This is a genomic window from Actinocatenispora sera (assembly GCF_018324685.1).
GTDB lineage: Bacteria > Actinomycetota > Actinomycetes > Mycobacteriales > Micromonosporaceae > Actinocatenispora > Actinocatenispora sera.
Genome location: NZ_AP023354.1, coordinates 336,324 through 359,853 on the forward strand (window position 1 = coordinate 336,324; position 23,530 = coordinate 359,853).

Here is a 23,530-nt window from a genome sequence, read left to right on the forward strand (position 1 = left end):
CGGCACGGCGTCGCTCGCGGCGCCGGCTGCGAGTTCGGCTGGCGGCCTTCCATCTGACGCTCGGCGGCCGGCGCGGCGACCGGACCGGACGTCCGATCACGTCGCGGGCGACCGGCCCAGACGGCCGACCCCGGCACGGGCGACCGGCCCAGACGGCCGACGAGGGCACGGGAGACCGGCTCCGACGACCGACCCCGCCGGCAGGCGATCGGCCCGGACCACTGCACACCAAGGGCGTCGCGCCTGCGCGCGACGCCCTTTCCTGCCTGCCACCGCCTTCGGTCGGCGCGCCCGTACCTGCCGGCCGTGCCGTGCCGGCGATCCCCTAGCCGCTGGTCGACGCGTGCAGCTCGGGTCGGGGCGTCGACCGGGGCCCACTGGGTTAACACGGGTCGGCGCCGGTCCTTACCGATATCCACAGGGTTGTCCACAGGCCGGTGCCCGCGGTGGATGCGCGATCTAGCGTTTCGCGGCGTACCCCCTGTCGCGGACACCACGGTGTCCCCAACCCGAGGAGCTGCCGTGCGCACAGCACGTTCCCGGCCGCGTCGGCGCAGGGCCGAGCGGCTAGATCCGATCCGCTGGTCGGCGCGCCGCCGGTCCCGGCTGCTGCGGGCCGCCGCGGTCACCGCGCTGCTGGTGCTCGCCGCCGGCGTGCTGGCCACCGGCGGCGGGGCCGCGGCCGACGAGCACCGCTGCACCGCGCGGGCCGCGCCGAGCCCGAGCCGCGCGGCCCGGCCCGGCGGCCGCGTCCCGGCCGGGTCGGTGGGCGTTGCGGTCCCGGTGGTCGGCGCCGGGGTCGGCGGGCTGGTGCATCCGGGCGACCGGGTCGATCTGACGGTCGCGGGCGGCACCGACCCGACCGACGGTCCCGGCGACCCGGCCGACGTGCTGGTCCGCGATGCGCTCGTCCTTCGGGGGACAACTGGCCATTCGGCGGACATGGAGGGAGGATCCGTGGTCTATTTGGCGATGACAGAACAACAGGCGCGTCGGGTGGCGGGAGTGGAGCCGTCGGCCCGGATCGGACTCACCCTCCGGCCCGGCTGACCGCGGTTCCCGGCCCGGCGCCGCACCGGCTACTGCACGAGGGAGAACGAGAGCGGTGCTCAAGGGTTTCCGGGACTTCGTCCTGCGCGGCAACGTGGTTGATCTGGCCGTCGGCATCATCATCGGTGCCGCGTTCACCTCCGTGGTGAATTCGCTGGTCTCTGACCTGCTCACACCGTTGATCGCGGCGATCTTCGGCAAGCAGGACTTCAGCGCGCTCTACTTCACCTGGAACGGCAGCAAGTTCCGCTACGGCAACTTCGTCAACGCGGTGCTCTCGTTCCTGATCGTCGCCGCGGTGGTCTACTTCCTGGTCGTGATCCCGGTCGACAAGCTGCTGCAGCGGTTTCTGCCGAGCAAGGTCGACGCGCCGAAGCGGGACTGCCCGCAGTGCCTGTCGACGATCCCCGCCGCGGCGAGCCGGTGCGCGTTCTGCACCGCCGAGGTGCCGCCGGTCCCGGACCACCCGGTCATGCGGTAGCGGACCGGGCCCGACCAGGCCGGCGGCGACCGGGCCCGGCCGCCGGGTCAGTCCCAGTGCGGCGGTCGCTCGGCGAGCAGCCGGTCGTCGTTGCTCTGCGGGCGCTCGCCCCAGCCGGCGTCGGTGTCGTCGGTGGTCTGGTCCGGCAGGATGTCCAGCTCCTCGTCCAGGGCGACCTCGCGGTCGTCGCCGTTGTGCGTCACTGCCCGACTCCTGTCCGAATGCGCCGGCCCGGGCCGGCGGAAAGCCACCGGCAGCCAGCGTATCCGGCCCGGCCGGCCCGATCGACCGACAAACTGGGGAGCGTGATCGACAGGACACGCACCGCCCGCCGATCGGATGGCCACGACCGCGCCGGGGTCGCGGACCTCGCCGCGGGGTCGACCGACGTACCCGTCGGTGGGCCCCGGCGGCGCTGGCCGAGATCGTTCGCCGACCGGCTCGCCGCCCCGCTGCCCGGGCTGCCGCAACTCGTCCGGCTGGTTCGGGCGAGCCGGCCGCTGGCGTCGGTCGGCGACGTGGACCGGATCCCGATCCGCCGCACCGGCCTGCCGCCCCTGCGCGCCGGCACCACCGCGGCGACGTGGGTCGGGCACGCCACGTACGTGCTGGACGTCGGCGGGTTGCGGGTCCTCACCGACCCGGTCTGGTCGCGCCGGATCCCCGGCGTCCGGCCCCGGTTCGTCCCACCGGGGGTGGCACTGACCGACGTCACGCCGGTGGATGCGGTGGTGATCAGCCACAACCACTACGACCACCTGGATGCGCCGACGATCCGCCGGCTGCCGCGCGACACCGCGGTGTTCGTTCCCGCCGGGCTCGGCGACTGGTTCCGCCGCCGCGGTTTCCGGCGGGTCACCGAGCTCGACTGGTGGGAGTCCGCGCGGTTGCACGACGTACGGTTCGACTTCGTGCCGGCGCAGCACTGGAGCCGGCGCGGCCCGGCGGACAGCTGCCGCAGCCTGTGGGGCGGTTGGCTGCTCGGTCCCGCGGACGGGCCGCGGATCTACTTCGCCGGCGACACCGGCTATGGCGACTTCTTCGCCGAGATCGCCCGCCGCCACCCGCGGATCGACCTGGCGTTGCTGCCGATCGGGGCGTATCACCCGCGCTGGTTCCTGCGCACGGTGCATCTCGACCCCGCCGAGGCGGTCCGGGCGCTCGGTGTCCTCGGCGCCGAGCGGATGGCCACGATGCACTGGGGCACTTTCGCGATGACCAAGGAACCCGTGCTGGAACCGTGGGAGCTGGTACGCGACGCCTGGTCGGCGGCCGGCCTGCCGCGCGAGCGGTTGTGGGACCTGGCGATCGGCGAGACCCGCCGGCTCACCCCCGCGTGACCCCAGCGCCGCCGGCTGGCATGACCCCCAACAAACGCCGGCCGGCATGACTCCGACGCCACCGGTCGATCGGCGGCGCCTCGCGGGGTCCGGTGACCGGCGACCCGGGATCGACCGGCGGAGACCAGCGAGCGGTGAGCGGTGAGCGACGGGCGGTGAGCGACGGGCGACGGGCGACGGGCGACGGGGAGTGTGCGCCACCCGACGATCCGCTCGGCGTGGGTTCAGCGGACGGCGTCGACGCGGGCGCGGTGGAACGGGACGGCGACCACCGGACACGGCGCGTGGCCGACGCAGTAGTGGCTGACCGAGCCGTACACCAGGCGATGCAGCGGATGGCGCCCGTGGCTACCGACGACCAGCAGCAGCGCGCCGCAGGCGGCCTCGGTCAGCACCGGGCCGGCCGGCCCGAGCCGGACCTGCACCTCGACCTCGGCCTCCGGGTACTCCGGCAGCGCGGCGAGTGCGGTGTCGCGCCACTCCAGCGCGCAGCGCTGCACCTCCTCGGCGTGCGCGAACGTGTCCGGCGGCATCATCGTCGCGTCGCCGACGACCGGCTCGCTGTAGGCATGGACCGCAAGGACGCGGGCGCGGTGTGCCCACGCCTCGGGGACCGCCCAGCGCAGCGCGGCGATCGACGACTCCTCGCCGTCGATACCGACCACGATGAACGGTGGGATCCGCTCCATCGGGCACCTCCGATCCGGGTTGCGGTGCACGCCTGCCGCCTCGATTGTGCCTCAAATAGTGCTCCAGGTCACACCGCCTCGATCACGGATGGGGCGCGATCAGCGGCAACGGTCCGCTCGACGTCACCGTCGTGCCGGGCGGGGTGCATCCGGTACCCGGGGCTGGGTCATGCTGTGCGGTGACCAGTGCGGTTCCGGCCGGCGTATCGCGACGACCGGGCCCGCCGCCCGGCCCGTGCTGCCCCGTGCCCAGGAGGACAGGTGCCACGACCGAAGGAACCCGAGTTCAGCCCCGAGCCAGGGGTGTTGACCGTCTATTCCGACATCGGCTGCCCGTGGGCCGGGCTGGCACTGCACGGGCTGCGTCGTGCCCGGCACCGCCTCGGCCTCAAGCGGGTACGGATCGATCTGCGCGCCTACCCGCTGGAGTTGCTGCGCGGTACGCCCACGCCGAAGCGCCGGCTGGACGCCGAGGTGCCGGTGATCGGCGGGCTGGACGAGACGCTCGGCTGGCAGCAGTGGCAGGGCCGGGCGGACGAGTGGCCGGTGTCGACGCTGCTGCCGATGGAGGCGGTACAGGCGGCGAAGCGGCCGGACGTCGGCGGCCTCGCAGCGAGCGACGAACTGGACGCCGCGCTGCGGTACGCGATGTTCGGGCAGAGCCGGTGCATCGCGCTGTTCACCGAGATCCTCGCGGTCGCGGCCGAGTGCGAGCGGGTCAACGCGGAGGCGTTGAAGAAGGCGATGGCACTGGGCGCCGGCCGGGCCGAGGCCATGACGCAGTGGCGCAACGCGAAGGACCGGGCGGTACACGGCAGCCCGCACGTGTTCCTGCCGGACGGCTCGGAGTGGCACAACCCGGGCGTCGAGGTGCGGTGGACCGGCGCCGAGCCGGAGACCGGCTTCCCGGTGATCCTCTCGTACGACCCGACCGTGTACGACGAGATCGTCACCGCCGCGACCCGCTGAGCCGACCGCCACGCCCCGCGCCGGCGCGCTCGCGCGGGCGCCGGCGCCCGCGCGAGTTGATCAAGGGATCACGCGGTTGATCAAGGGATCATGCGGTTGATCAAGGGATCGCGGCACATCGACCCAGGCAGACGTGCCCGGATCCCTTGATCAACTCAACTCGCCGGGCCGGGGCGGGGCGCGGTGGGCGGGGCGGGGTGGGGGGGCGGGCGGGGCGCTACGGGTGGGTGTCGGCGGCGCGGGCCTTGGCTCGGCGCACGGACCACCAGAGCAGGATCGCGGCCACCAGCAGGCCCCACAGCACGTACTCGATCGCCGACGAGCCGGTCGGGCGGCCGAGGATGAGGTGCATCGGCGGCAGCAACAGCACGATCGCGACCAGCGGGCCCGCGGCGTACCAGCCGGCGACGGTGACCATGCCGATGTTGCCGGCCGGGGTGTCCGGCCCGTTCATCGCGGCCGCCGGCACCGGACCGCGGTACGCCGAGACCAGCGCCGCGGCGACCAGCGCCGGCACGGACACGACCGGTACCAGCAGGGCGACTACCGAGCCGGTCAGCACCACCGCGACCACGGCACCGATCTCGGCGAGCACGCCGGCGATGACCAGCGGTACCACCGCGTGCCGGGTGGCCAGGTGGTCGAACGAGTACGGCAGGCCACCGGCGCGGCGCGGGTCGTCGGCGTCGAGCCGGGCCGGCTCGGTCAGCTGCGCGGCGGCGAGGTAGCCGGCCACCAGGCCGGCGGCCAGCAGCGCGAGCGACAGGTACAGGTTGCTCGAGCCCAGCGACAGCGCCATCAGCAGGAAGCCGACGCCGGTCAGCAGGACCGCCCAGGCCAGCCGGGACGGCTCTCGGATCAGCGCCGTGGCGTCCCGCCAGGGGATGATCAGCTCGGCGCGGTGTGGCCGGGGAAGCCGCAACATGCGGGCCGGACGACCGCGCGCCTCGCGGACCTCCAGGGCGGCGGCCCGCGGGTTCATGGTGGTCAGGCCGACGGTGAAGCCGGCGACCGAGCGGGCCCGGCGGCGGATCGTCCGGGCCGGCATGCCGGCCGCGATCAGCGTCGCGTACACCGTCGCCATCAGCGCCAACGCGATCAGCAGCAGCAGCGCGACCGGCCAGCCCGGTACGTCCAGGGTGCCCGGGTGGGCGGGCGTGCTCGCCGCGCCGATCGCGGCACCGGTCGCGCCGCCGGTACCGGCGGACTGCGGTCCGGCGGTGACCGCGAGCAGCGGCTGGACCGCCCAGCCCCACGGGCCGGACCAGGTCTCGGCCCGCACCAGCGCGGTGGCGGTGTGGCCGTACCAGCCGAGCGCGCTCTGCACCGCCAGCGCGATCGTGACCAGTACGGCGATCGGAGACAGGATCCGGGTGATCCGGTCGGCGGTGCGGTACCGCTCGATCAGCGCGCCGAGGCCGACCGCCAGCAGCCCGGCCGCGGCGAACGAGCCGGCGCCGGCGCCCAGCAGCGGCCAGAACGCGGTGCTGGCGAGGCCACCGGTGACCAGCGTGATCGCGATCGCGCCACCGAACACCGCGCCGAGCACGACACCGAGGATCAGCTGGTTGCGCAGCCGGGGCCGCAACAGCTTGCCGCGGTCGATCGGCATCGGCAGCAGCCAGCTCGCGGCCGGGACGTTCAGCGTCACCGGGCCGCGCCACAGCGCGTCCCGGGCGACCGCGAGCATGCCCAGCAGTACCAGGGCGACCAGGGCCGGTGGCGCGGCGGCGGCGAGTTGCGTGGCGTCGGTGGCGTGCTGCTGGCCGCTGGAGAGGCGGCGCAGCCACGGCAGCAGCGCCCCGCCGTACACCAGCAGGCCGATGACCACCGCGTACGCGGCGAAGGCGGCGTTGCCGGCGGCCTCCCGGCGGTGTTCGGCGCGCAGGTGGCGCAGCGCCGCGAGGGTGCCGCGGGTGCGGGCCCGGACGGTACCGGCGGGCAGGTCGTCGACCGGCTCCGGTCGCGGCGTGACCAGCTCCGGGATCTCGGGCTCAGGCGATGTCACCGGCAAGCACCCTGTCCGGTTTGCCGTCCGCCACGACCTCGCCCTCGCGCAGCACGACCACCCGGTCGGCGACCGCGGCGGCGAGGTCGGTGTGGTGGGTGGCGATCAGCAGTGCCGTCCCGGCCTGTTTCTCGGCGGCGAGCACGCCGGCGAGCCAGTCCCGGGCGGCCGGGTCGAGCCGCTGCTCCGGCTCGTCCAGCACGAGCAGCCGGCGCGGCCGGACCAGCACCGAGGCGAGTAGCAGCGCCTGGGTCTGCCCGGACGACAGCGAGCCGGGCAGCGCGTCGGCATGCTCGTCCAGCCGGCAGTCGACGAGCGCGCCGGCGACCAGCTCGTCCGCCTCGTCGCCGGCGCCGTGCGCCACCGCGACCAGGTGCAGGTGCTCGGCGACGGTCAGGTCCGGGTAGTAGCCGACCTGGTCGCCAACCACCCCGATCTGGGTACGAACCCGGACATCCTCCTCGGTCAGCGCCGAGCCGCCGAGCCGGACGGTACCGCTGGTCGGGGTGTCCCGGCCGCAGGCGATGCGCAGCAGCGTGCTCTTGCCGGAACCGTTCGCGCCGAGCAGGACGACGCAACGCCGGGCATGCAGCTTCAGGTCGATGGGGGCGAGTGCCTCGCGCTCGCCGTACGTGCGGCTGACGCCGGACAGCTCCAGCAGGGCAGGTGTGGCCACGCCTGCCGATGCTACGGGGCCCGCCCGCCCCCGAGCGCCCCGGCCGCGACGAGTGTGCTGTTTCGCGATCGCGCCACGGCGCGGTCAGGGGTCGCGGCGCACCACGACGCGGGTCGGCAGCGGCCGGCCGAGGACGGTGAAGCCGTGCCGGGCGAACAGCCGTTCGGTCCCGAGGTACGCGTCCGCGGCCCGCAGCCGGTCGCCGCCGGCGCGCGGGATGCCCTCCACCGGGCGGCCGCCGGCGCGCGTGATCACCTCGTCCAGCAGTGCGTCGACCACGCCGGTGCCGCGGTCGGCGGCGGCGACGAAGAAGCACGGTACGAGCAGCGCGCCCACGTCGGGCACCGCCCGCAGCACCGGTGACCGGGCAAGGCGCCGGTACCGGCTGCGCGGGCCGGTGGCGCACCAACCGACCGGACGGTCACCCCGGTAGGCGAGCAGGCCGAGCGGCTCGGTCTCGGCCTCGACCTGCTCGGCCAGCCGGGCCCGGTTCACCGCGCCCCAGCCGGCGCTGAAGTCGCGGCCGGGCAGGACGAAGAACTGGCACCAGCAGCCCGCGCACTCCCGGTCCGGCTCGAACAGCGTGACCAGGTCCGGCAGCGTTGCCGGCGTCAGCGCCCGGAACCGTACGTGGTTCATCACCGCTCCCCCGACACCAGCTAATCGCCAACGGCGGTGTTTTCGCCGAGGCTAGCGGCTCGGCAGTGACCGGTCAAGCTCGTACAGTGGTGTCCGGAGGTGGTACCGGATGGCGGACGTGCCGGCACCATTGGAGTTCGTCGAGTCGTTCCTGAACTCCGTCGACGTGGAGGGCGGCCGGGACGACCTGCGCGATCTACCCACGTTCCGGCGCTGGCTGAGCGACCACCACCGCCCTGCGCCGGCCGATGAGGCAGACCTCGACCTGGCCCGCCGGCTGCGTACCGAGCTGCGTGCCGAGACCGCCACCCACCACGGTCCACCGGCGCAGGCCGAGTCCCGGGACCGCGACGCGCTCGACGCCCTCGCGGTACGGCTGCCGCTCGCGGTGCGGTTCACCCCGGACGGCGCGGCGGTAGCCAGCCCGACCGGTACCGGGGTGCCGGCCGTGCTGGGCGAGGTGCTCGCCGCGGTACTGCTGGCCGCGCACGACGGCAGCTGGCGGCGGATGAAGATCTGCCCGGCGGACGACTGCCGGTGGGTCTACTACGACGCGTCCCGCAACTCGTCCCGCCGCTGGTGCTCGATGCGGGTCTGCGGCAACCGGAACAAGACCCGCAGCTACCGCCAACGCACCGCGCCCGCCTGACCGACCCCGCGGCCACCCGCCCGCCGGGGCGACGCCGCACGGTTGCCGGAGGGGTTGCCGGCCACGGCCGGGGCCGTGAAGGGGCCGTGCACGGCGGTCGGGGCCAGTACGATCGGGCGCCGTGCTGGATGCGGTGCGCCGGGCGGCGCTGGACGTGATCGTGGTGTTCGACGGGCTCGCGCCCGCGGCGATCACCCCGGAACGGTGTCCCTGGCTGTGCTCGGTACGCGACCGCAGCAGCCGGTTCACCGCCGCACGCGCGCAGCTGCCGTCGGTGACCCGGGTCAACGCGGCGACCCTCGCCACCGGCGTACGGCCGGGGCGGCACGGGCTGGTCGGCAACAGCATCCGGGTCCGGGAGCTGGGGCTGGATCGCGCCGTGTGGACCTCCGACCGGCACGACCTGCTCGCGGTACGGAAGGCGTGCGGGTCGATCCTGCTCGCGCCGACCGTGGGCGAGCTGCTCGCCGCGGCCGGCCGCCGAACGGTCGTGGTCAACACCGGCAGCGCCGGGGTCTCCCTGCTGCTCGACCCCACCGCGCACGGCGGCGGGCCGGGCATCCGGGTCAACACCCGGGACGCCGACCCGCTCGCTGAACCGGCCTGGGCGGCAGGCGAGCTGCACGCCCGGTTCGGCGCGCCGGCCGACGACCGCGCCGACCAGCTGCGGTACGCGGTGGACGCGCTGGCGTACCTGATCGAGGCGCACCAGCCGGACGTCGCGGTGCTGTGGCTGACCGAGCCGGACGCGAGCCAGCACCGGCACGGGCCCGGTTCGGCGCAGTCGCTGGCCGCGCTGGCCACCGCGGACGCCGCGCTCGGGCGGCTGGTCGACGCGCTCGAGGCGCTGGGCCACGCCGACGACACGAACCTGTGGGTGGCTTCCGACCACGGCAGCTCGCCGATGACCGGCCGGGTCAATCTGGCCGAGGAACTGGCCGCGGCCGGGTTCGGTCGCGGCATCTCCTGCTGCGACGACGGTACGTCCGCGATCTGGCTGGACGACCCGGCCGACCCGGTGGCCGAACGGCTGGTGGCCTGGCTGCGCCGGCAACCGTGGACCGGGGTGCTGTTCGGCGCGGACGGGCTGCCGGACACCGTGCCGCTGTCGCTGATCGGTGCGGTCGGGCCGCGCTCGCCACAGCTGTTCGTCGGCTACGCGCCCGGCTGGTACTCGGCGCAGGCCGGTCCGACCACCGACGCGCCCGACTGGCACGGCTGCCACGGCAGCGGGTACCGGCGGGACGTGCACAGCGTGCTACAGGTGACCGGGCCGGACTACCGGTCCGACGTCGATCTGACCGCGCCGGCCGGGCTGATCGACGTGCTGCCGACGATCGCCGCCGGGCTCGGCATCGACGCCGACTTCGACGGCCGGGTACTGACCGAGGCCCGCCCGGGCGGGCCGGCGCCGGCGGCGACGACGACCCGGCTGGCGCTGCCCGGCGCCCGCGCCACCGTCAACCGCGTCGCCGGGGTGTCCTATGTGGACGAGATAGTGCCGGACCGCTGACCCACCCGGGCGGGGGCCCGCGCCGGGCCCCCGCCCGACGCGATCGCCTGGCTCGACATGGCCACCGCCGCTCGACATGGCCACCGCCGCTCGACATGGCCACCGCCGCTCGACATGGCCACCGCCGCTCGACATGGCCACCGCCGCTCGACATGGCCACCGCCGCTCGACATGGCCACCGCCGCTCGACATGGCCACCGCCGCTCGACATGGCCACCGCCGCTCGACATGGCCACCGCCGCTCGACATGGCCACCGCCGCTCGACATGGCCACCGCCGCTCGACATGGCCACCACCCGTCGACGCGCCCGCCTCCACCGGCACGGTCCGGGCACGGGCCGTCAGCGCCGTTACGGCGCGTGTGGCCGCCGGCGGTCGGCTCCTCCGGTCAGCGGTAGCGGCGCTGGTCGAGCAGATCGGGGATGCGGCTGTCGGCCAGACGGCCGGCGTGCAGCTGCCAGACGCCGGTCGGCCGGCCGTCCTCGTTCACGATGTCGTCGACTCGCTCGAACCCCAGCGCCCGCGGTACCGCCGCGCTCGCCGCGTTCGCCGGCTCGTGGTGGATCTCGATCAGGTCGATGCCCGGGACGGCGAGGCCGGCGGCGGCGAGCGCGGCGGCGGCGCGGCGGGCCACCCCGCGGCCGGTGTGCCGGGAGTCGACCCAGTAACCGACCTCCAGTGCGCCCGGCCCGACCCGCGCCATCAGGCTGGCGCCGCCGACCACGTCGCCGCCCCGCACGATCGCGTAGTTGAACGCCTGGCTCTCGTCCCACTGCTGCCGCCCCTGGTCGAGGAAGGCCCGCGCCTCGGTGGCGCCGTACCCCTCGACCGCCCAGGGCATCCAGCGGGACAGCTCCGGCATCGAGGCCTGCACGGCCCGCACTATCGCGCGCACATCGCCGGAACGCCACCGCCGCAGCAGCAGTCCCGGTGCGGTCAGGGTCTCGGAGGGCGGAACGAGCCGTACAGCCATGGCGACATCCTGACAGACCCCGCCAACCCCCGGCCCCGACCGCGTCGATCAGGGTGTGGAGTCACGCGAAAGCGCTGTCCGGCCGCTTCACCTCGTGCGCGAGCCGGCCGCGGGTGCCGACGTAGGCTGGGGCGCGTGCCTGAACCACTTGCCGCCGCGCTCGCCGACCTTCGTACCCTGCTGACCGACTCCGACCGGTTGGTACGGGCGGTCGCCGCCGGCCGCCGCCGGGGCGTGACGCCGGAGGTGCCGCGGGTCGAGCTGCGGCCGGTGCGGATCGGGGCCGGCCCCCGGCTGCAGATCGTCGAGCAGGACGCCGCCCGCCCGCGCACCCGCAACGTGGCCTGGGGTGCCGACGCCGAGGCGGCGGTGGCCGAGCTGCTCGCCCGGCCGTACGGGAACTGGCACGTCACGGGCACCGATGCCACCGTGCAGCTGCGGGTCACCAAGCGGGGCGAGGCGCAGGTGCACCGGTCGGCCGGGGCCGGCACGCCGGCCGACACCGAGCACGACCGCGCGAAGAGCTACCTGCTGCCGCCGGATGACGAGCTGTACGGCGTGATCGGCGGCAACGCGGCCAAGCGCCGCCAGGTCGACGCGTTCCTGCGGGCGCTGGACGCGACCCTGCCGGCGCAGCTGCCCGAGCCGCTCCGGGTGGTGGATCTGGGCTGCGGCAACGCCTACCTGAGCTTCGCCGCGTACCGCTACCTGACCGACCGGCGCGGTGCGCACGTGCAACTGACCGGAGTGGACATCCGGGCCGACCAGCGAGACCGGAACACCGCGCTGGCGGATCGGCTCGGTTGGGCGGATCGCGTGTCGTTCGTCGCCGGCACGATCGCCGCCGCACCGGTCGACGGGGCCGATGTCGTGCTCGCCCTGCACGCCTGCGACACCGCCACCGACGACGCGCTGGCGCGGGCGGTGCGCTGGCAGGCGCCGTACGTGCTGGCCGCGCCGTGCTGCCATCACGAGCTGTCCGGCCAGCTGCGCGACCGCACCGATCCGTTGCTGCGCAGCGCGATCCTGCGGGAACGGTTCGCCGACGTGCTGACCGACGCGATGCGCGCCGAGCTGCTGCGCGCGCTGGGCTGGTCGGTGGAGGTGGTGGAGTTCGTCGACTCCGCGCACACTCCGCGCAACGTGCTGCTGCGCGGCACGCGCGGCGGCGTGGACACCGCCGCCGCGCGTACCGGCTATCAGACCCTGTCGGACACCTGGCGGGTCAGCCCCGCGCTGGGGCGGCAGCTCGCCGATCTGCTGTCCTGACCGCCAGGCCCGGCCGGTCGGCGGCGCGGAACCGGAACAGGCGCAGCGAGTTCGACACCACGAACACGCTGGAGAACGCCATCGCCGCGGCCGCCAGTACCGGGGTGACCAGGCCCAGCGCGGCCAGCGGGATTGCCGCCACGTTGTACCCGAACGCCCAGAACAGGTTGCCCTGGATGGTGCGCAGGGTGCGCCGGGACAGCCGGATCGCGTCCGCTGCGGCGCGCAGGTCCCCGGCGACCAGGGTCAGGTCGCTCGCCTCGATCGCCACGTCGGTACCGGTACCCATCGCGATGCCGAGATCGGCGGTGGCGAGCGCGGCGGCGTCGTTGATGCCGTCGCCGACCATCGCCACCACCCGGCCGGACCGCTGCAGTTCGGCGACCACGTCGGCCTTCCCGGCCGGCAGTACGCCGGCGTGCACCTCGTCGATGCCCACCGCGGCGGCGACCGTGCGGGCGGCGGCCTCGTGGTCGCCGGTCAGCAACACCGGCCGCAGCCCCAGCCCGCGCAGCGCGGCGACCGCCTCGGCGGCACCGTCGGCGACGGTGTCGGAGACGACCAGCACGCCGCGGGCGGCGCTGTCCCAGCCGGCCAGTACCGCGGTGGCACCGTGCGCGCCCGCGGTCGTGATCGCCGCGGTGAGCTCTGCCGGAACCGTCAGGCCCTCCCGGGTCAGCAACTCCGGCCGGCCCACCACGACCCGCCGGCCGTCCACGGTGGCCAGCGCACCGAACCCGGCCACGGCGGCGAAGTCGGCCACCTCGGGCAGCGGCCCCGCTGCGGCCGCGGCGCTCGCCACGGCGCGGGCGATCGGGTGTTCGCTGGCGTGCTCGACCGCCCCCGCGTACCGCAGGATCTCGGCCGGCGACTCGCCAGCGGCGGCGATCGTGTCGGTGTGCGTCATCCGGCCGGTGGTGACCGTACCGGTCTTGTCCAGCACCACGGTGTCGATCCGCCGGGTCGACTCCAGCACCTCCGGCCCCTTGATCAGGATGCCGAGCTGAGCACCGCGCCCGGTACCGACCAGCAGCGCCGTCGGTGTCGCCAGCCCGAGCGCGCAGGGGCAGGCCACGATCAGTACCGCCACCGCTGCGGTGACCGCCGCCGCGGCCGGCCGCCCGGTGGCGAGCCACGCCACCAGCGTGCCGAGCGCGATCACCAGCACCGCCGGCACGAACACCGCGGAGATCCGGTCCGCCAGCCGCTGTACCTGCGCCTTGCCGTTCTGCGCGTCCGCGACCAGCCGGCCGAGCTGCGCCAGCTGGGTGTCGGCGCCGACCCGGCGGGCGGTGACGACGAGGCGCCCGCCCGCGTTCACCGTCGCACCGACGACCTCGTCGCCGGGTCCGACCTCGACCGGTACCGACTCGCCGGTCAGCATCGACGCATCCACCGCACTGGTACCGGACTCGACGACGCCGTCGGTGGCGATCTTCTCCCCCGGCCGGACCACGAACCGGTCGCCGACCGACAACTGTCCGATGGGGACGGTTCGTTCCCGGCCGTCGGCGGCCAGCACGGTGACGTCCTTGGCACCCAGGGAGAGCAGCGCCCGCAACGCGGACCCGGCCCGCCGCTTGGCCCGCGCCTCGAAGTACCGGCCGGCCAGCAGGAAGGTGGTCAGCGCGGCGCCGACCTCCAGGTACAGCTGGGGTCCGGTGTCGGAGCCGGCGAACAGGTGCAGGCTCATCCGCATGTTCTCGCCGCCCGCGCCGCCGAGGAACAGCGCCCACAGGCTCCACAGGTACGACACGGTCGCGCCCAGCGAGACCAGCGTGTCCATGGTGGCAGCGCCGTGCCGCAGGTTGGTCAGGGCCGCGCGATGGAACGGCCCGGCGCCCCACACCACGACCGGTGAGGTGAGCGTCAGCGCGAGCCACTGCCAGTGGTTGAACTGCAGCGGCGGCACCATCGCGAGCAGCAGCACCGGCAGCGTGAGCACGGCCGAGCCGAGCAGCCTGGTACGCAGCGAGTGTTCGGCCGCGTCCCGCTCGTCGGCGACCGGTTCGTCGGCCGCCGGCGCCGGCGGTTCCGGCGGCTGCGCGGTGTAGCCGGTCGCTTCGACGGTGCCGATCAGATCCTGCACCGTGGTACCGGCCGGGTAGTGCACCCGGGCGGTCTCGGTGGCGAAGTTGACGGTCGCGGCCACGCCGGGCAGCTTGTTCAGCTTGCGCTCGACCCGGGCCGCGCAGGACGCGCAGGTCATGCCGCCGATCCGCAGCTCGACTGCGGGACCGTTACTGTCCACAGTAGACATCTACCCTCCCCGATCGGTGCGGTGGCGCCGGCCGCGCTCAGGCCAGCTGGTAGCCGGCCTCGTCGACCGCGGCGGCCACCGCGTCGGTGGCCAGCGGCTGGTTCGCGTCGACCTCGACCCGGCCGCTCGCCACGTCGACCCGAACCGCCTCCACGCCGGGCAGCCCGCGAAGCTCGGTGCTCACGGCGCTGGCGCAGTGGCCGCAGGTCATCCCGGTGACGGTGTATGTCTGAGTTGCCATGGTTGCCTCCACAACGGTGAACGTGCGTCAGGATCGGACCAACCGGGCGATTGCCGCGGTGGCCTCCTTGACCTTCTCTTCTGCCTCTTCGCCACCTTTTGCTGTGGCCTCGGCCACGCAATGTGACAGGTGACCGTCGAGCAGGCCGAGCGCGACACCCTGCAGAGCGCGGGTCGCGGCCGAGATCTGGGTGAGGACGTCGATGCAGTACGTGTCCTGCTCGACCATCCGCTCCAGGCCACGGATCTGCCCCTCGATCCGCCGCAACCGAGCCAACAGTGCCGTCTTGTCGTCGCTGTACCAGTAACCCGCCATGTGGCCACCTCCCCCGTTCGGCCTCACAGTACCATACCCCCCTACCGTATCCAACCACGGAGCGGAGCGACCTGGATGCGAACGGATCAATTCCCGAAACAATGTGAGTGGCACGCCGGGGGCGACTTGCGATCGACTGACGGTTACTCCTAATGTGACTCCCCGTCTGACCGGATGTCTGCCGCCTGCCCGTGGGCGGCACCGGGCGACACCGCCGAGTTGCCGCGCGAGCCGCCTCCCCTGGCGCTGGCCGGCGAGCCGGGGACCCACTCCCTGGGGTGAGTCCACGACCTCCGGGTCGTGGTAGGGCGCACTTCTTCCCCGCCCGAACCCGTCAGCTAACCCGGTAGGCGGTGCGAGGAAGAAGGAGCCGGCTGCCGGTGCCCACCTCCGCTGTCATGGCGCGACCGCTGCGGGCCTTCGGCCTGCTGCTGCTGGCCGCGCTCACCGCGATGGCCCTGTTGCTGCTCGGTACCCCGGCGCACGCGACACCGTCCGAGGCCGAGCTGACCAAGCAGATCGACGCCAAGTCCAAGCAGTTCGACAAGGCCGTCCAGGAGTACGACAAGGTCCAGGACCAGTTGACCTCCAGCAAGAAGAAGGAAAAGGCGGTCAACAAGAAGCTCAAGCCGCTGCAGAAGAAGGTCGACGCGGCGGAGCAGGCGGTCGGCAAGATGGCCGCCGCCGCGTACCGCGGGGGCAAGCCCGGAGCGGTCAACGCCATCCTCTCCGACGGCTCCGCCAGTACCCTGCTCGACTCGCTCTCGCTGCTCGACCAGCTGGCGCGCAACCAGAGCAAGCAGATCGCCGAGTTCAGCAAGGCGAAGGCCGCGCTGGACAAGCAGAAGGCGGCGCTGGACACCGCGATCGGCAAGCAGACGCAGGCGAAGCAGAAGCTCGCCGACCAGAAGAAGTCGCTCGACAAGGACGTGCAGAAGCTGCGCGACCTGCGCACCCAGGCGTACGGGTCGCCCACGAACTACGACACCAACGTCGACTACGGCCCGGCGCCGAACCTGCCCGGCAGCGCCGGCAAGGCGGTCGACTACGCGTGGGCGCAGCTCGGCAAGCCGTACAACATGGGTTCCGCGGGGCCCGACGCGTTCGACTGCTCCGGCCTGACCATGATGGCCTGGAACGCCGCCGGGTACTCGCTCGCGCACAGCTCGTACACCCAGTACAGCCAGACGCACCGGATCAGCCGGGACCAGCTGCAGGCCGGTGACCTGGTGTTCTACAGCGGGAACGAGCACGTCGCGATCTACATCGGCGGCGGTCAGGTGATCCACGCACCGACCTACGGCGAGCCGGTGCAGAAGGCCAGCGTCGACATGATGCCGCCGGACGGCTACGGCCGGGTCGGCTGAGCAGACAAGCCTTACCCCCACCCCCACGCGACGCCGGTACCGGAGCCTCCCCCGTCTCCGGCACCGGCGTCGCGGTCTGTGCCGCGCCGTGGCCACTGGCCCGGCGACGGCGAGGACCGCCAGCCAGGATCTCGCTGTGACCCGCCCGTACCGGACCGGTAAGCTCGATGCGGGCCCGCGGGGCATGGCAGGGGCACGCGGCGACAGCCGGGAGCCCCGGATCGCCCCAGGACCCCACGGATGGCCGGTTCAGCAGCCACAACGCCGGCCGCTGCCCTCGTAGCTCAGGGGATAGAGCACCGCTCTCCTAAAGCGGGTGTCGCAGGTTCGAATCCTGCCGGGGGCACAACACGACATCGCCCGGTGCGCCCAGCGCAGCGGTGCGGCACCCGGCGGGGTCAGGAACCCGACCGGCCGCGCGGCGCCCGTCACTCCCGAGCCGGGCGAGACGTGTCCAGGCGGTCACTTGGTGGCGAGGACCTCGCGGAGTCGGCGGGCGAAGGCCTCGGGCTGGCCGGCGTAGCCGTGCTCCCCGCCGACGAATCCGCCGTGATGGCTCGGGAAGACCGTCGCCTCCTGGCCGAGCAGCGCGGCGGTCGCCGTCGCGGTACGGGCGGTGAAGGTGCCGGCGGACTCCTCGCCGACGGCGATGATCACCCGGGTCGGCGCCGCGGTCAGCGCCGCGACGTCCGGCCGGTAGTCGGTGATCGCCAGCGCACGGTCGGACAGCAGCGGGTCGTCGCGGTTGCCGTCGTCCTCGGTGGGCATCCCGTACGCGGCCGGGTCCGGTGCCGGCTGGGCGAAGTACTCGTCGGTGAACTCACCCCGCCACGAGGTCATCGCGACGAACGCGGCCATCCCGGCACCCCACCCCTTCGCCTGGTACGCGGCGAGGAAGCCGTCCCGCGCGCGGACCGCCGCGGCGGCGTCGGGCAGCACCGGGAGCATCGGCGGTTCGTGCGCGACCAGCGTGGCCACGTCGTTCGGGTACGCGGCGACCAGCGCCAGCGCGGTCACCGCGCCGCCGCTGCTGGCGAACAGCTCGACCGGGCCGGCGTCGAGCGCCCCGATCAGCGCGTGCACGTCCGCCGCCTGGGTCTGCGGGGTCTGGTCGACCCGCCCGTCCGAGCGGGTGCTGCGGCCGAGGCCGCGCGGGTCGTAGGTGATCACGGTGCGGTCCGGGAACTGCGCCACCAGCGCGGTGAACCCGGAGGCGTCCATCGGTTGGCCGATCATCACCAGCGGCGGCGTGCCGTCGGCGGTCGGCAGCGGTCCGTGCACGTCGTAGGTGATCTCGGCGCCATCGGTGGGCACTACGCGTGTCGTCGTCATACCGGTACCGACGGCGGCGCCGGAAAGAACTCATCGGCGCCGGCGCAGCCCGGCCACATCCGGTTCGTCGCGGACCGATGATTCCCGCGCGGCGGCGCCGTCGGTACTGGCGACGGTCGGTGCCGGCACGGGGCGGCGCCGACCCCTTTCGACGGGAGACGGTGTGGACGAGGTGGTGATCGGCGCGGCGCCGCGGCCCGAGCCGGTACTGGCCGGGTCGTGGCTGACGGTGCTCGGTGGGATGCTGGACTTCCACCGGGCGACGCTGGTGTGGAAGTGCAGCGGGCTGACCGACGCCGAGCTGCGGCGGCGACCGCTGCGCTCGGAGCTGAGCCTGCTCGGGCTGCTGCGCCACCTGCAGGGCGCGGAGCGGTACTGGTTCGGGGTTCGGATCGGCGGCACGACGCCGGCGTTCCACCCGTACCGGATGTACCGGACCGCGCAGGGTGAGCAATGGTACGACGAGGCGGACCCGACGCCGGCGAGCGAGGTGTACGCGGACTATCTCGCCGCCTGTGCCGAGTCACGCGCGGTCCACCGGCGCCTCGGCGAGGCCGACCTCGATCGGCTCGTCGACAACGACGAGTTCGGGCCGGCGAGCGTCCGGTTCGTACTGCTGCACCTGGTGGAGGAGTACGCGCGCCACGTCGGCCACGCCGACCTGCTGCGCGAGACGATCGACGGCACCACGGGCGAGTGATTCGGTCGCGGGCGGCCCCAGACGCGCGGGTACGTCGGTCACCCGCGACCCGCGGTCTCGGCACGACGGGCGAGGGCGTCAGTCGCGGGCGGCCCGCGGCTCCGGTACGACGGGGCCGGGGGGCACGGCGGCGGCGCCGCCGGTCCACCGGCTGCGGGCGAGCAGCCGGTCGAGGCCGGCGAAGGCACCGAGCAGCACGAGGCCGAGCAGTACCACGAACGCCAGGTTGCGCACCGTCGCGGCGTAGCCGAGGTCCGTGACGTTCAGGAACGGGTACGGGTACCAGCCGCTCGCCGCGCCGTGCGCGAGGGTGTAGCCGATCCACAGCAGCGGCCAGACCAGCGCGCAGCCGAGCGAGGCGAGGTCGATCCGCCGGCGCGGGCCGAACAGCAACCAGCCGACCACCGCGATCGGCGGCGCCGCGTAGTGGAACATCAGGTTGAGCCACCAGGCCAGCCCGGTCGGATGGCTGTCACCGGCCAGGACCAGCGCGAACACCAGGCCGGTGACGGTGATGCCGAGCAGCGCGTCGAGCCGCAGCACCCGGCGCAGCCTCCCGTCGGCGGCCGGCCGTACCGCCCGGACGGCGCAGTCGGCGAGCACCAGGATGTTGCTCTGGATGGTGAAGAAGCTGAACGTGCGGACCAGCCGGGCCGCGACCGACACGCCGGGGTCACCGTCCCCGCCGGTGCAGACGAGGACGACCTGCGCGACGAGCGCGGCGCCGATCAGTACGGCGAGTACGCCGTGCCAGGCGCGCCCGACCCGGTGGAGCGCACGCTCGGTGTCCATGGCGCCTGACGCTACCGGCCGCGCGCCCGTCCGTACCGGTCCGACACCGCTGCGGTTGGGTGGTCAGCGCCGGGCGGTCGCGGCGAGCCAGCCCGCGGTGGCCCGAACCATCCCCGGGATCGGCGTACCGGCGAGGATTCTCGCCTCGTCCCGCCGGGTGGACGTGCCGTCCAGGAAGCCGAGGATCCGGTCCGGTGGGTGTCGGGTCAGCAACTCGGTGAACAGTCGCGGGCCGTCCACCAGGCCGCGGTCGATCGCCCGCAGCAGGATCGCGTCGTACCGCAGGTGCCGCGCCGGGTACGGGCGCGGCGGCACCGGGTCGGCCCCGGCGGCGAGCCGGGCCGCGACCACCCGCGCCTGCCGCAGCATGGTGGCGAACGTGTAGCCGGTGGCCGGCCGGGTCGCGCCACCGGCGGTACCCAGCCGGTACACGTGCGGTGCGACCCGGCGGGCGAACCGGCCGTCGGTCATCGGGATGACGCCGTCCTCGATGGACTCCACGATCGCGCCGGCGACGCCGAGCCGGTCGCACAGCCGGTCCAGCGCCGCATCGTAGTCCGCGGGCGCGAGCCGGGACCGGGAGAACACCGTGTACTCCACCAGCGCCTCGTGCCGGTCGACCGGCAGCACGTAGCCGAACGCGAGCCCGGACTCCGGCTGCGGCACGGTGAAGTCCATCAGCGTGGCCGCGGCCGGGTCGAGCCCGGCGCCGGACAGCCAGCGACCGCGGAAGTGCTGCAGCAGCGTCGTGGTGCCCGGCCGGTCCGGTGGTCGCGGACGCGAGTCGAACACCCAGCGCGCGGTCACCTGGCCGGCGTCGGTGTCCAGGACCACCCCGCCGGTGTCCGGCCCGTCCTGCCCGACCAGGCCGACGGGCTGGCCCGACGGAGCCGGCTGGCCCGGCTGGCCCGGCGGCGCCAGCTGGCCCGGCGGAGCCGGCGCAACGGTCTCGCCCGGCCGGTTCCCGCCCTCGCCCGGCCCGGCCGGCGGATCCGCGCGCGCCGGCCGGATCGCGCGGACCGAGGCCGGCATCCAGCGCACGGCCGGGCCGGCCGCTCCGGCAGCGCCCGCCGCGGGCGGCGCACACCGCTGCCGCACCTCCCGGTAGAAGTCCGCCGAGCGGACCATCGCGTACGAGACCGGCGCCAGCTCGCGCGCACCGCCGTCCGGGCCGACCACCCGCAGCCTCGACCACCGCCGGCGCACCGCCGGCTCGACCGGGCTGGTACCGCCGTCCCAGAAGCACCAGGTGCGATCGTTCCCGGTGTGCGACACCGGATCCAGCACCGCCACCGACACCCGGACGCCGGCCGCGGCGAGCGCGTGCAGCAGGCAGTGCGCCGCTCCGCCGCCGCCGACCAGCGCGACGTCGACGTCGGTGCCGTGCCCGCTGGTCATGGCCGGGACGGTACCGGGCCGGTGATGCGCTCGGCGGCGAGCCGGCCGGAGACCAGTACCATCGGCACCCCGACGCCGGGCTGGGTGCCGGAGCCGACGAAGACCACATTGGACAGTCCGGGCGCCCGGTTGCCCGGCCGCAGCGGCCCGGTCTGGCCGAACGTGTGCGCCGCCGCGAACGGGGTACCGGCAGCCATCCCCGCCGCGGCCCAGTCCGCCGGGGTCACCAGCACCCGCTCGGTCACCGCGGCGGACAGCCCGACGTACCCTCTCGACTCCGCCGTGGACAGCAGCTCCTCGGCGTACCGCGGGCCGAACTCCGCCCAGTCGATCGGTCGCCGGTGGGCCAGGTTCGGGGTGGGCGCGAGGAGGTAGTACGTGTGGTGCCCGGGCGGCGCGAGCGACGGGTCGGTCCGGCTCGGGTTGGTGATCAGCAGCGACGGGTCGCGCATCGGCACCCCGCGGTCGATCACGTCGTCGAACACCGGCCGCCACGACCGTCCGAAGTGGACGTTGTGGTGCGCGATCCCGCGATACGACGCGCTCGCGCCGAGGTGCAGCAGCACGCAGGACGGCGAGTACCGCAACCGGCGCGGCCGGCGGCCGAGCAGGTCCCGGTACGCCACCGGCAGGTCCGGGTTGAGCACCACGGCGTCGGCGGCGAACCGCTGCCCGCCCGCCGTCGTGACCCCGGTGGCCCGGTCGCCGCGCCGCTCGATCCCGGTCACCTCGGTGCCGTACCGGATGTCCACGCCGTGCTTGGCGGCCACGTCGGCCATCGCCTGCGCGACCGCGGCGATTCCGCCGCGCGGGAAGTACACCCCGGCGATCGTGTCCAGGTACGAGATGACCGCGTAGAGCGCGAGCGCCCGGTGCGGCGCGACCCCGGCGTACAGCGACTGGAACGAGAAGATCCGGCGGGTACGCGGGTCGCGGAAGAACTGGCCGATCTTCGCGTCCAGGCTGCGGAAGCCGCCCGCGGCGGCGAGCCGGACCAGGTTCGGCGTCAGCAGCTCGGTCGGCCGGTCGAAGTTGCGGTCGATGAAGTCGTGCCACTCGATCCGGTACAGGTGCCGCGCGTAGTCGACGAAGCGCAGGTACCCGTCGGCCTCCCGGGGACCGCACAGCGCGGCGATCTCGCCGGCCATCGCGGCGGTGTCGGTCCGCACGTCCAACGTGGAGCCGTCCGGAAAGTGCGCGCGGTAGGCCGGATCCAGCCGGGTCAGCGTCAACCAGTCGGCCAGCTCCTCGCCGACCGCGGCGAGCGTGTCGCCGATCAGCTGCGGTACGGTCAGCACCGTCGGCCCGGCGTCGAACCGGAAACCGTTGCGGCGCAACAGTCCTGCCCGGCCGCCAGGCCTCTCGTCGCGCTCCAGCAGGGTCACCGCGCGGCCCGCGCCGGCCAGCCGGATCGCCGCGGCGAGACCGCCGAGCCCGGCCCCGACGACCACCACCCGGTCGACCCGCCCCGGTACGGTCTTCACGGGCCACCCCGGCGGCGCGGTGCGAGGCCTGCCGGCCCGGCACCGCAGCGGGAGGCACCGGGACCACAACGGCTGGGCTCGGCCGGCACCGTCCGCGGCGACCGGCTCGCAGGACGGCGGGTGGCGTTCATGCGAGGCGCTGGACGCACGCGAGCGCGAGCGCGCTCAGCCGGTCCCGGGCCACCGGGTCGATCGGCGCGGCCGCGAGCGCGGCCAGCCCGGCCGACACCCGGGCGGAGATCATCGTCTCCGCCTCGGCCCGCGCACCGGATTCGGTGATCGCGGCGGCCGCATCGGCGATCGCCGCATCGGAGGCGTCCGGGTCGCCGTACACCCGGTCCAGCCTCCGGTGCTGGGCCGGCGCGGCGAGCGAGAAGGCCAGCTCGGCGAGCACCGTCGGCTTGCCCTGCCGCAGGTCGGCGCCGACCGGCTTGCCGGTCACCGCGCTCTCGCCGTACACCCCGAGCAGGTCGTCGCGCAGCTGGAACGCCTCGCCCACCGCACCGCCGAACCGGTCGTACGCGGCGACCACGTCCGGCGGCACCGCACCGGACAGCGCGGCGCCGAACTGCAGCGGCCGCTGCACCGTGTACGACGCGGACTTGAACCGGGCCACCTGTACCGCGGTGCCGACCCCGGGCGCGCCATCCGCGCCGTGCAGAACGTCCAGATACTGCCCGGCGACCGCCTCGATGCGCATCTCGTCGTACTCGCGCCGCGCGCCCAGCAGCACCGCCGCCGGCACCCCGGAGGTACCGATCAGCCGATCGGCCCAGACCGTGCACAGGTCGCCGAGCAGCACCGCCACCGAGTCACCGAACCTCGCCGGGTCGCCGCGCCAGCCGGCCGCCACGTGCCGTTCGCCGAACTGGCGGTGCAGCGTCGGCGCCCCCCGCCGGGTTGCCGCGGCGTCCATCACGTCGTCGTGGATCAGCGCGAACGCGTGCAGCAGCTCCAGCGCGCTCACCGCCCGCAGCACCGCCTCGTCGGCGCCGGTGGCAACCCCGCGGTACCCCCAGTAGCCGAACGCCGGCCGAAGGCGCTTGCCGCCGCCGAGGATCAGCTCGCGCAGCGGCGCCGCGGCGGCCGCCACCTCGGGTGACAGCGATCGAAGGGTGGCGATCTCGGCGGTGACGAACTCGTCCAGCACCGCGTCTACCCGCGCGGCGATCCCGGCGGCGCTGGCTCCGGTAGCCCCGGGGCCGGCGGCACGGGATCGGGTGGCGCCGCTGCGGGCGCCGGGGTGCGCAGCCACGACTCGAGCCTACCCAGCCGTACGCCCACGCCCCGCGCCTGGTTGGGTAGGGGTCGGCCTCGCCACCCCGCGACCCGGCCCGCCGGGCCGGACCGGCGCCCGGGTGGCCCGACTCGGTAGAAGGATGCGC

23 protein-coding genes, 1 tRNA gene and 1 riboswitch are annotated in these 23,530 nt (G+C 74.5%); of the genes, 10 read left to right on the forward strand and 14 right to left on the reverse strand.

Features of this window, described 5'->3' with window-relative positions; all coding sequences use genetic code 11:
* The first annotated feature begins 522 nt into the window (after positions 1 to 522).
* Both Asera_RS01530 and mscL read left to right on the forward strand, forming a co-directional pair.
* On the forward strand, positions 523 to 1,050 hold the full coding sequence (locus Asera_RS01530) for an RcpC/CpaB family pilus assembly protein (protein ID WP_051803098.1): 528 nt from the start codon (positions 523 to 525) through the stop codon (positions 1,048 to 1,050).
* Between the two features lie 55 nt (positions 1,051 to 1,105).
* The gene (mscL, locus tag Asera_RS01535; RefSeq protein WP_030449875.1) at positions 1,106 to 1,531 is read left to right on the forward strand and encodes a large conductance mechanosensitive channel protein MscL; all 426 of its coding nucleotides are present in this window, start codon (positions 1,106 to 1,108) and stop codon (positions 1,529 to 1,531) included.
* A 47-nt stretch (positions 1,532 to 1,578) separates the two neighbouring features.
* On the opposite strand, the gene Asera_RS01540 is transcribed toward mscL, so the two are convergent.
* Positions 1,579 to 1,734: a hypothetical protein gene (locus Asera_RS01540; RefSeq protein ID WP_169745934.1), complete on the reverse strand. Its 156-nt coding sequence runs from the start codon at positions 1,732 to 1,734 to the stop codon at positions 1,579 to 1,581.
* Positions 1,735 to 1,836: 102 nt separating this feature from the next.
* On the opposite strand from Asera_RS01540, the gene Asera_RS01545 reads away from it, so the two are divergent.
* On the forward strand, positions 1,837 to 2,871 hold the full coding sequence (locus tag Asera_RS01545) for an MBL fold metallo-hydrolase (RefSeq protein ID WP_244843690.1): 1,035 nt from the start codon (positions 1,837 to 1,839) through the stop codon (positions 2,869 to 2,871).
* A gap of 224 nt (positions 2,872 to 3,095) precedes the next feature.
* On the opposite strand, the gene Asera_RS01550 is transcribed toward Asera_RS01545, so the two are convergent.
* Positions 3,096 to 3,560, reverse strand: coding sequence for a universal stress protein (locus Asera_RS01550; protein WP_030449877.1), 465 nt, complete (start codon positions 3,558 to 3,560; stop codon positions 3,096 to 3,098).
* Positions 3,561 to 3,821: 261 nt separating this feature from the next.
* Here Asera_RS01550 and Asera_RS01555 point away from each other — a divergent pair, with 261 nt between their 5' ends.
* Positions 3,822 to 4,529, forward strand: coding sequence for a DsbA family oxidoreductase (locus tag Asera_RS01555; RefSeq protein WP_030449878.1), 708 nt, complete (start codon positions 3,822 to 3,824; stop codon positions 4,527 to 4,529).
* A gap of 217 nt (positions 4,530 to 4,746) precedes the next feature.
* Here Asera_RS01555 and Asera_RS01560 read toward each other — a convergent pair whose 3' ends face one another.
* The 3 genes from Asera_RS01560 to Asera_RS01570 all read right to left on the reverse strand — a co-directional run bounded on the left by Asera_RS01560 (position 4,747) and on the right by Asera_RS01570 (position 7,852).
* The gene (locus Asera_RS01560; protein WP_051803099.1) at positions 4,747 to 6,537 is read right to left on the reverse strand and encodes a DUF6297 family protein; all 1,791 of its coding nucleotides are present in this window, start codon (positions 6,535 to 6,537) and stop codon (positions 4,747 to 4,749) included.
* On the reverse strand, positions 6,524 to 7,213 hold the full coding sequence (locus Asera_RS01565) for an ABC transporter ATP-binding protein (protein ID WP_030449880.1): 690 nt from the start codon (positions 7,211 to 7,213) through the stop codon (positions 6,524 to 6,526). The genes Asera_RS01560 and Asera_RS01565 overlap by 14 nt, the downstream gene beginning before the upstream one ends.
* Positions 7,214 to 7,297: 84 nt before the next feature.
* On the reverse strand, positions 7,298 to 7,852 hold the full coding sequence (locus tag Asera_RS01570; protein WP_051803100.1) for a hypothetical protein: 555 nt from the start codon (positions 7,850 to 7,852) through the stop codon (positions 7,298 to 7,300).
* Positions 7,853 to 7,961: 109 nt separating this feature from the next.
* Between Asera_RS01570 and Asera_RS01575 the strand changes: the two genes are divergently transcribed.
* Positions 7,962 to 8,501, forward strand: a complete 540-nt coding sequence (locus Asera_RS01575; protein ID WP_030449882.1) for a CGNR zinc finger domain-containing protein — start codon at positions 7,962 to 7,964, stop codon at positions 8,499 to 8,501.
* 121 nt (positions 8,502 to 8,622) lie between these two features.
* On the forward strand, positions 8,623 to 10,014 hold the full coding sequence (locus Asera_RS01580) for an alkaline phosphatase family protein (RefSeq protein ID WP_030449883.1): 1,392 nt from the start codon (positions 8,623 to 8,625) through the stop codon (positions 10,012 to 10,014).
* 388 nt (positions 10,015 to 10,402) lie between these two features.
* On the opposite strand, the gene Asera_RS01585 is transcribed toward Asera_RS01580, so the two are convergent.
* Positions 10,403 to 10,987 carry a GNAT family N-acetyltransferase gene (locus Asera_RS01585; protein WP_084132918.1) on the reverse strand — a complete coding sequence of 195 codons (585 nt, stop codon included), beginning with the start codon at positions 10,985 to 10,987 and terminating at the stop codon, positions 10,403 to 10,405.
* Between the two features lie 135 nt (positions 10,988 to 11,122).
* On the opposite strand from Asera_RS01585, the gene Asera_RS01590 reads away from it, so the two are divergent.
* A complete protein-coding gene (locus tag Asera_RS01590; protein WP_030449885.1) occupies positions 11,123 to 12,256 on the forward strand; it encodes a class I SAM-dependent methyltransferase in 1,134 nt (377 codons plus the stop codon).
* On the opposite strand, the gene Asera_RS01595 is transcribed toward Asera_RS01590, so the two are convergent.
* Genes Asera_RS01595 through Asera_RS01605 form a run of 3 tightly spaced genes read right to left on the reverse strand, consistent with a single transcriptional unit; the run spans position 12,213 to position 15,072 of the window.
* On the reverse strand, positions 12,213 to 14,516 hold the full coding sequence (locus tag Asera_RS01595) for a heavy metal translocating P-type ATPase (protein ID WP_030449886.1): 2,304 nt from the start codon (positions 14,514 to 14,516) through the stop codon (positions 12,213 to 12,215). The two genes, Asera_RS01590 and Asera_RS01595, sit on opposite strands and share 44 nt — an antisense overlap.
* A gap of 37 nt (positions 14,517 to 14,553) precedes the next feature.
* Positions 14,554 to 14,757: a heavy-metal-associated domain-containing protein gene (locus Asera_RS01600; protein WP_030449887.1), complete on the reverse strand. Its 204-nt coding sequence runs from the start codon at positions 14,755 to 14,757 to the stop codon at positions 14,554 to 14,556.
* Positions 14,758 to 14,784: 27 nt separating this feature from the next.
* The gene (locus Asera_RS01605) at positions 14,785 to 15,072 is read right to left on the reverse strand and encodes a metal-sensitive transcriptional regulator (RefSeq protein ID WP_030449888.1); all 288 of its coding nucleotides are present in this window, start codon (positions 15,070 to 15,072) and stop codon (positions 14,785 to 14,787) included.
* A 234-nt stretch (positions 15,073 to 15,306) separates the two neighbouring features.
* Positions 15,307 to 15,440, forward strand: a riboswitch (cyclic di-AMP (ydaO/yuaA leader).
* A gap of 12 nt (positions 15,441 to 15,452) precedes the next feature.
* Between Asera_RS01605 and Asera_RS01610 the strand changes: the two genes are divergently transcribed.
* Both Asera_RS01610 and Asera_RS01615 read left to right on the forward strand, forming a co-directional pair.
* Complete coding sequence (locus Asera_RS01610) at positions 15,453 to 16,439, forward strand: NlpC/P60 family protein (RefSeq protein WP_157035228.1); 987 nt, start codon at positions 15,453 to 15,455, stop codon at positions 16,437 to 16,439.
* A gap of 273 nt (positions 16,440 to 16,712) precedes the next feature.
* Positions 16,713 to 16,785 (forward strand) — tRNA-Arg (locus Asera_RS01615).
* A gap of 116 nt (positions 16,786 to 16,901) precedes the next feature.
* Here Asera_RS01615 and Asera_RS01620 read toward each other — a convergent pair.
* Positions 16,902 to 17,771, reverse strand: a complete 870-nt coding sequence (locus tag Asera_RS01620) for an alpha/beta fold hydrolase (protein ID WP_030449890.1) — start codon at positions 17,769 to 17,771, stop codon at positions 16,902 to 16,904.
* Positions 17,772 to 17,934: 163 nt separating this feature from the next.
* Here Asera_RS01620 and Asera_RS01625 point away from each other — a divergent pair, with 163 nt between their 5' ends.
* Positions 17,935 to 18,471: a mycothiol transferase gene (locus Asera_RS01625; RefSeq protein WP_030449891.1), complete on the forward strand. Its 537-nt coding sequence runs from the start codon at positions 17,935 to 17,937 to the stop codon at positions 18,469 to 18,471.
* A gap of 78 nt (positions 18,472 to 18,549) precedes the next feature.
* On the opposite strand, the gene Asera_RS01630 is transcribed toward Asera_RS01625, so the two are convergent.
* From Asera_RS01630 to Asera_RS01645, 4 genes are all read right to left on the reverse strand, one after another.
* A complete protein-coding gene (locus Asera_RS01630; protein WP_030449892.1) occupies positions 18,550 to 19,263 on the reverse strand; it encodes a Pr6Pr family membrane protein in 714 nt (237 codons plus the stop codon).
* 63 nt (positions 19,264 to 19,326) lie between these two features.
* Positions 19,327 to 20,661, reverse strand: a complete 1,335-nt coding sequence (locus tag Asera_RS01635; protein WP_035298867.1) for a lycopene cyclase family protein — start codon at positions 20,659 to 20,661, stop codon at positions 19,327 to 19,329.
* Positions 20,658 to 22,145, reverse strand: a complete 1,488-nt coding sequence (crtI, locus tag Asera_RS01640; RefSeq protein WP_030449894.1) for a phytoene desaturase family protein — start codon at positions 22,143 to 22,145, stop codon at positions 20,658 to 20,660. Before crtI ends, Asera_RS01635 begins: the two co-directional genes overlap by 4 nt.
* Positions 22,146 to 22,272: 127 nt before the next feature.
* Positions 22,273 to 23,400: a polyprenyl synthetase family protein gene (locus tag Asera_RS01645; protein WP_051803102.1), complete on the reverse strand. Its 1,128-nt coding sequence runs from the start codon at positions 23,398 to 23,400 to the stop codon at positions 22,273 to 22,275.
* Between the last annotated feature and the right edge of the window lie 130 nt (positions 23,401 to 23,530).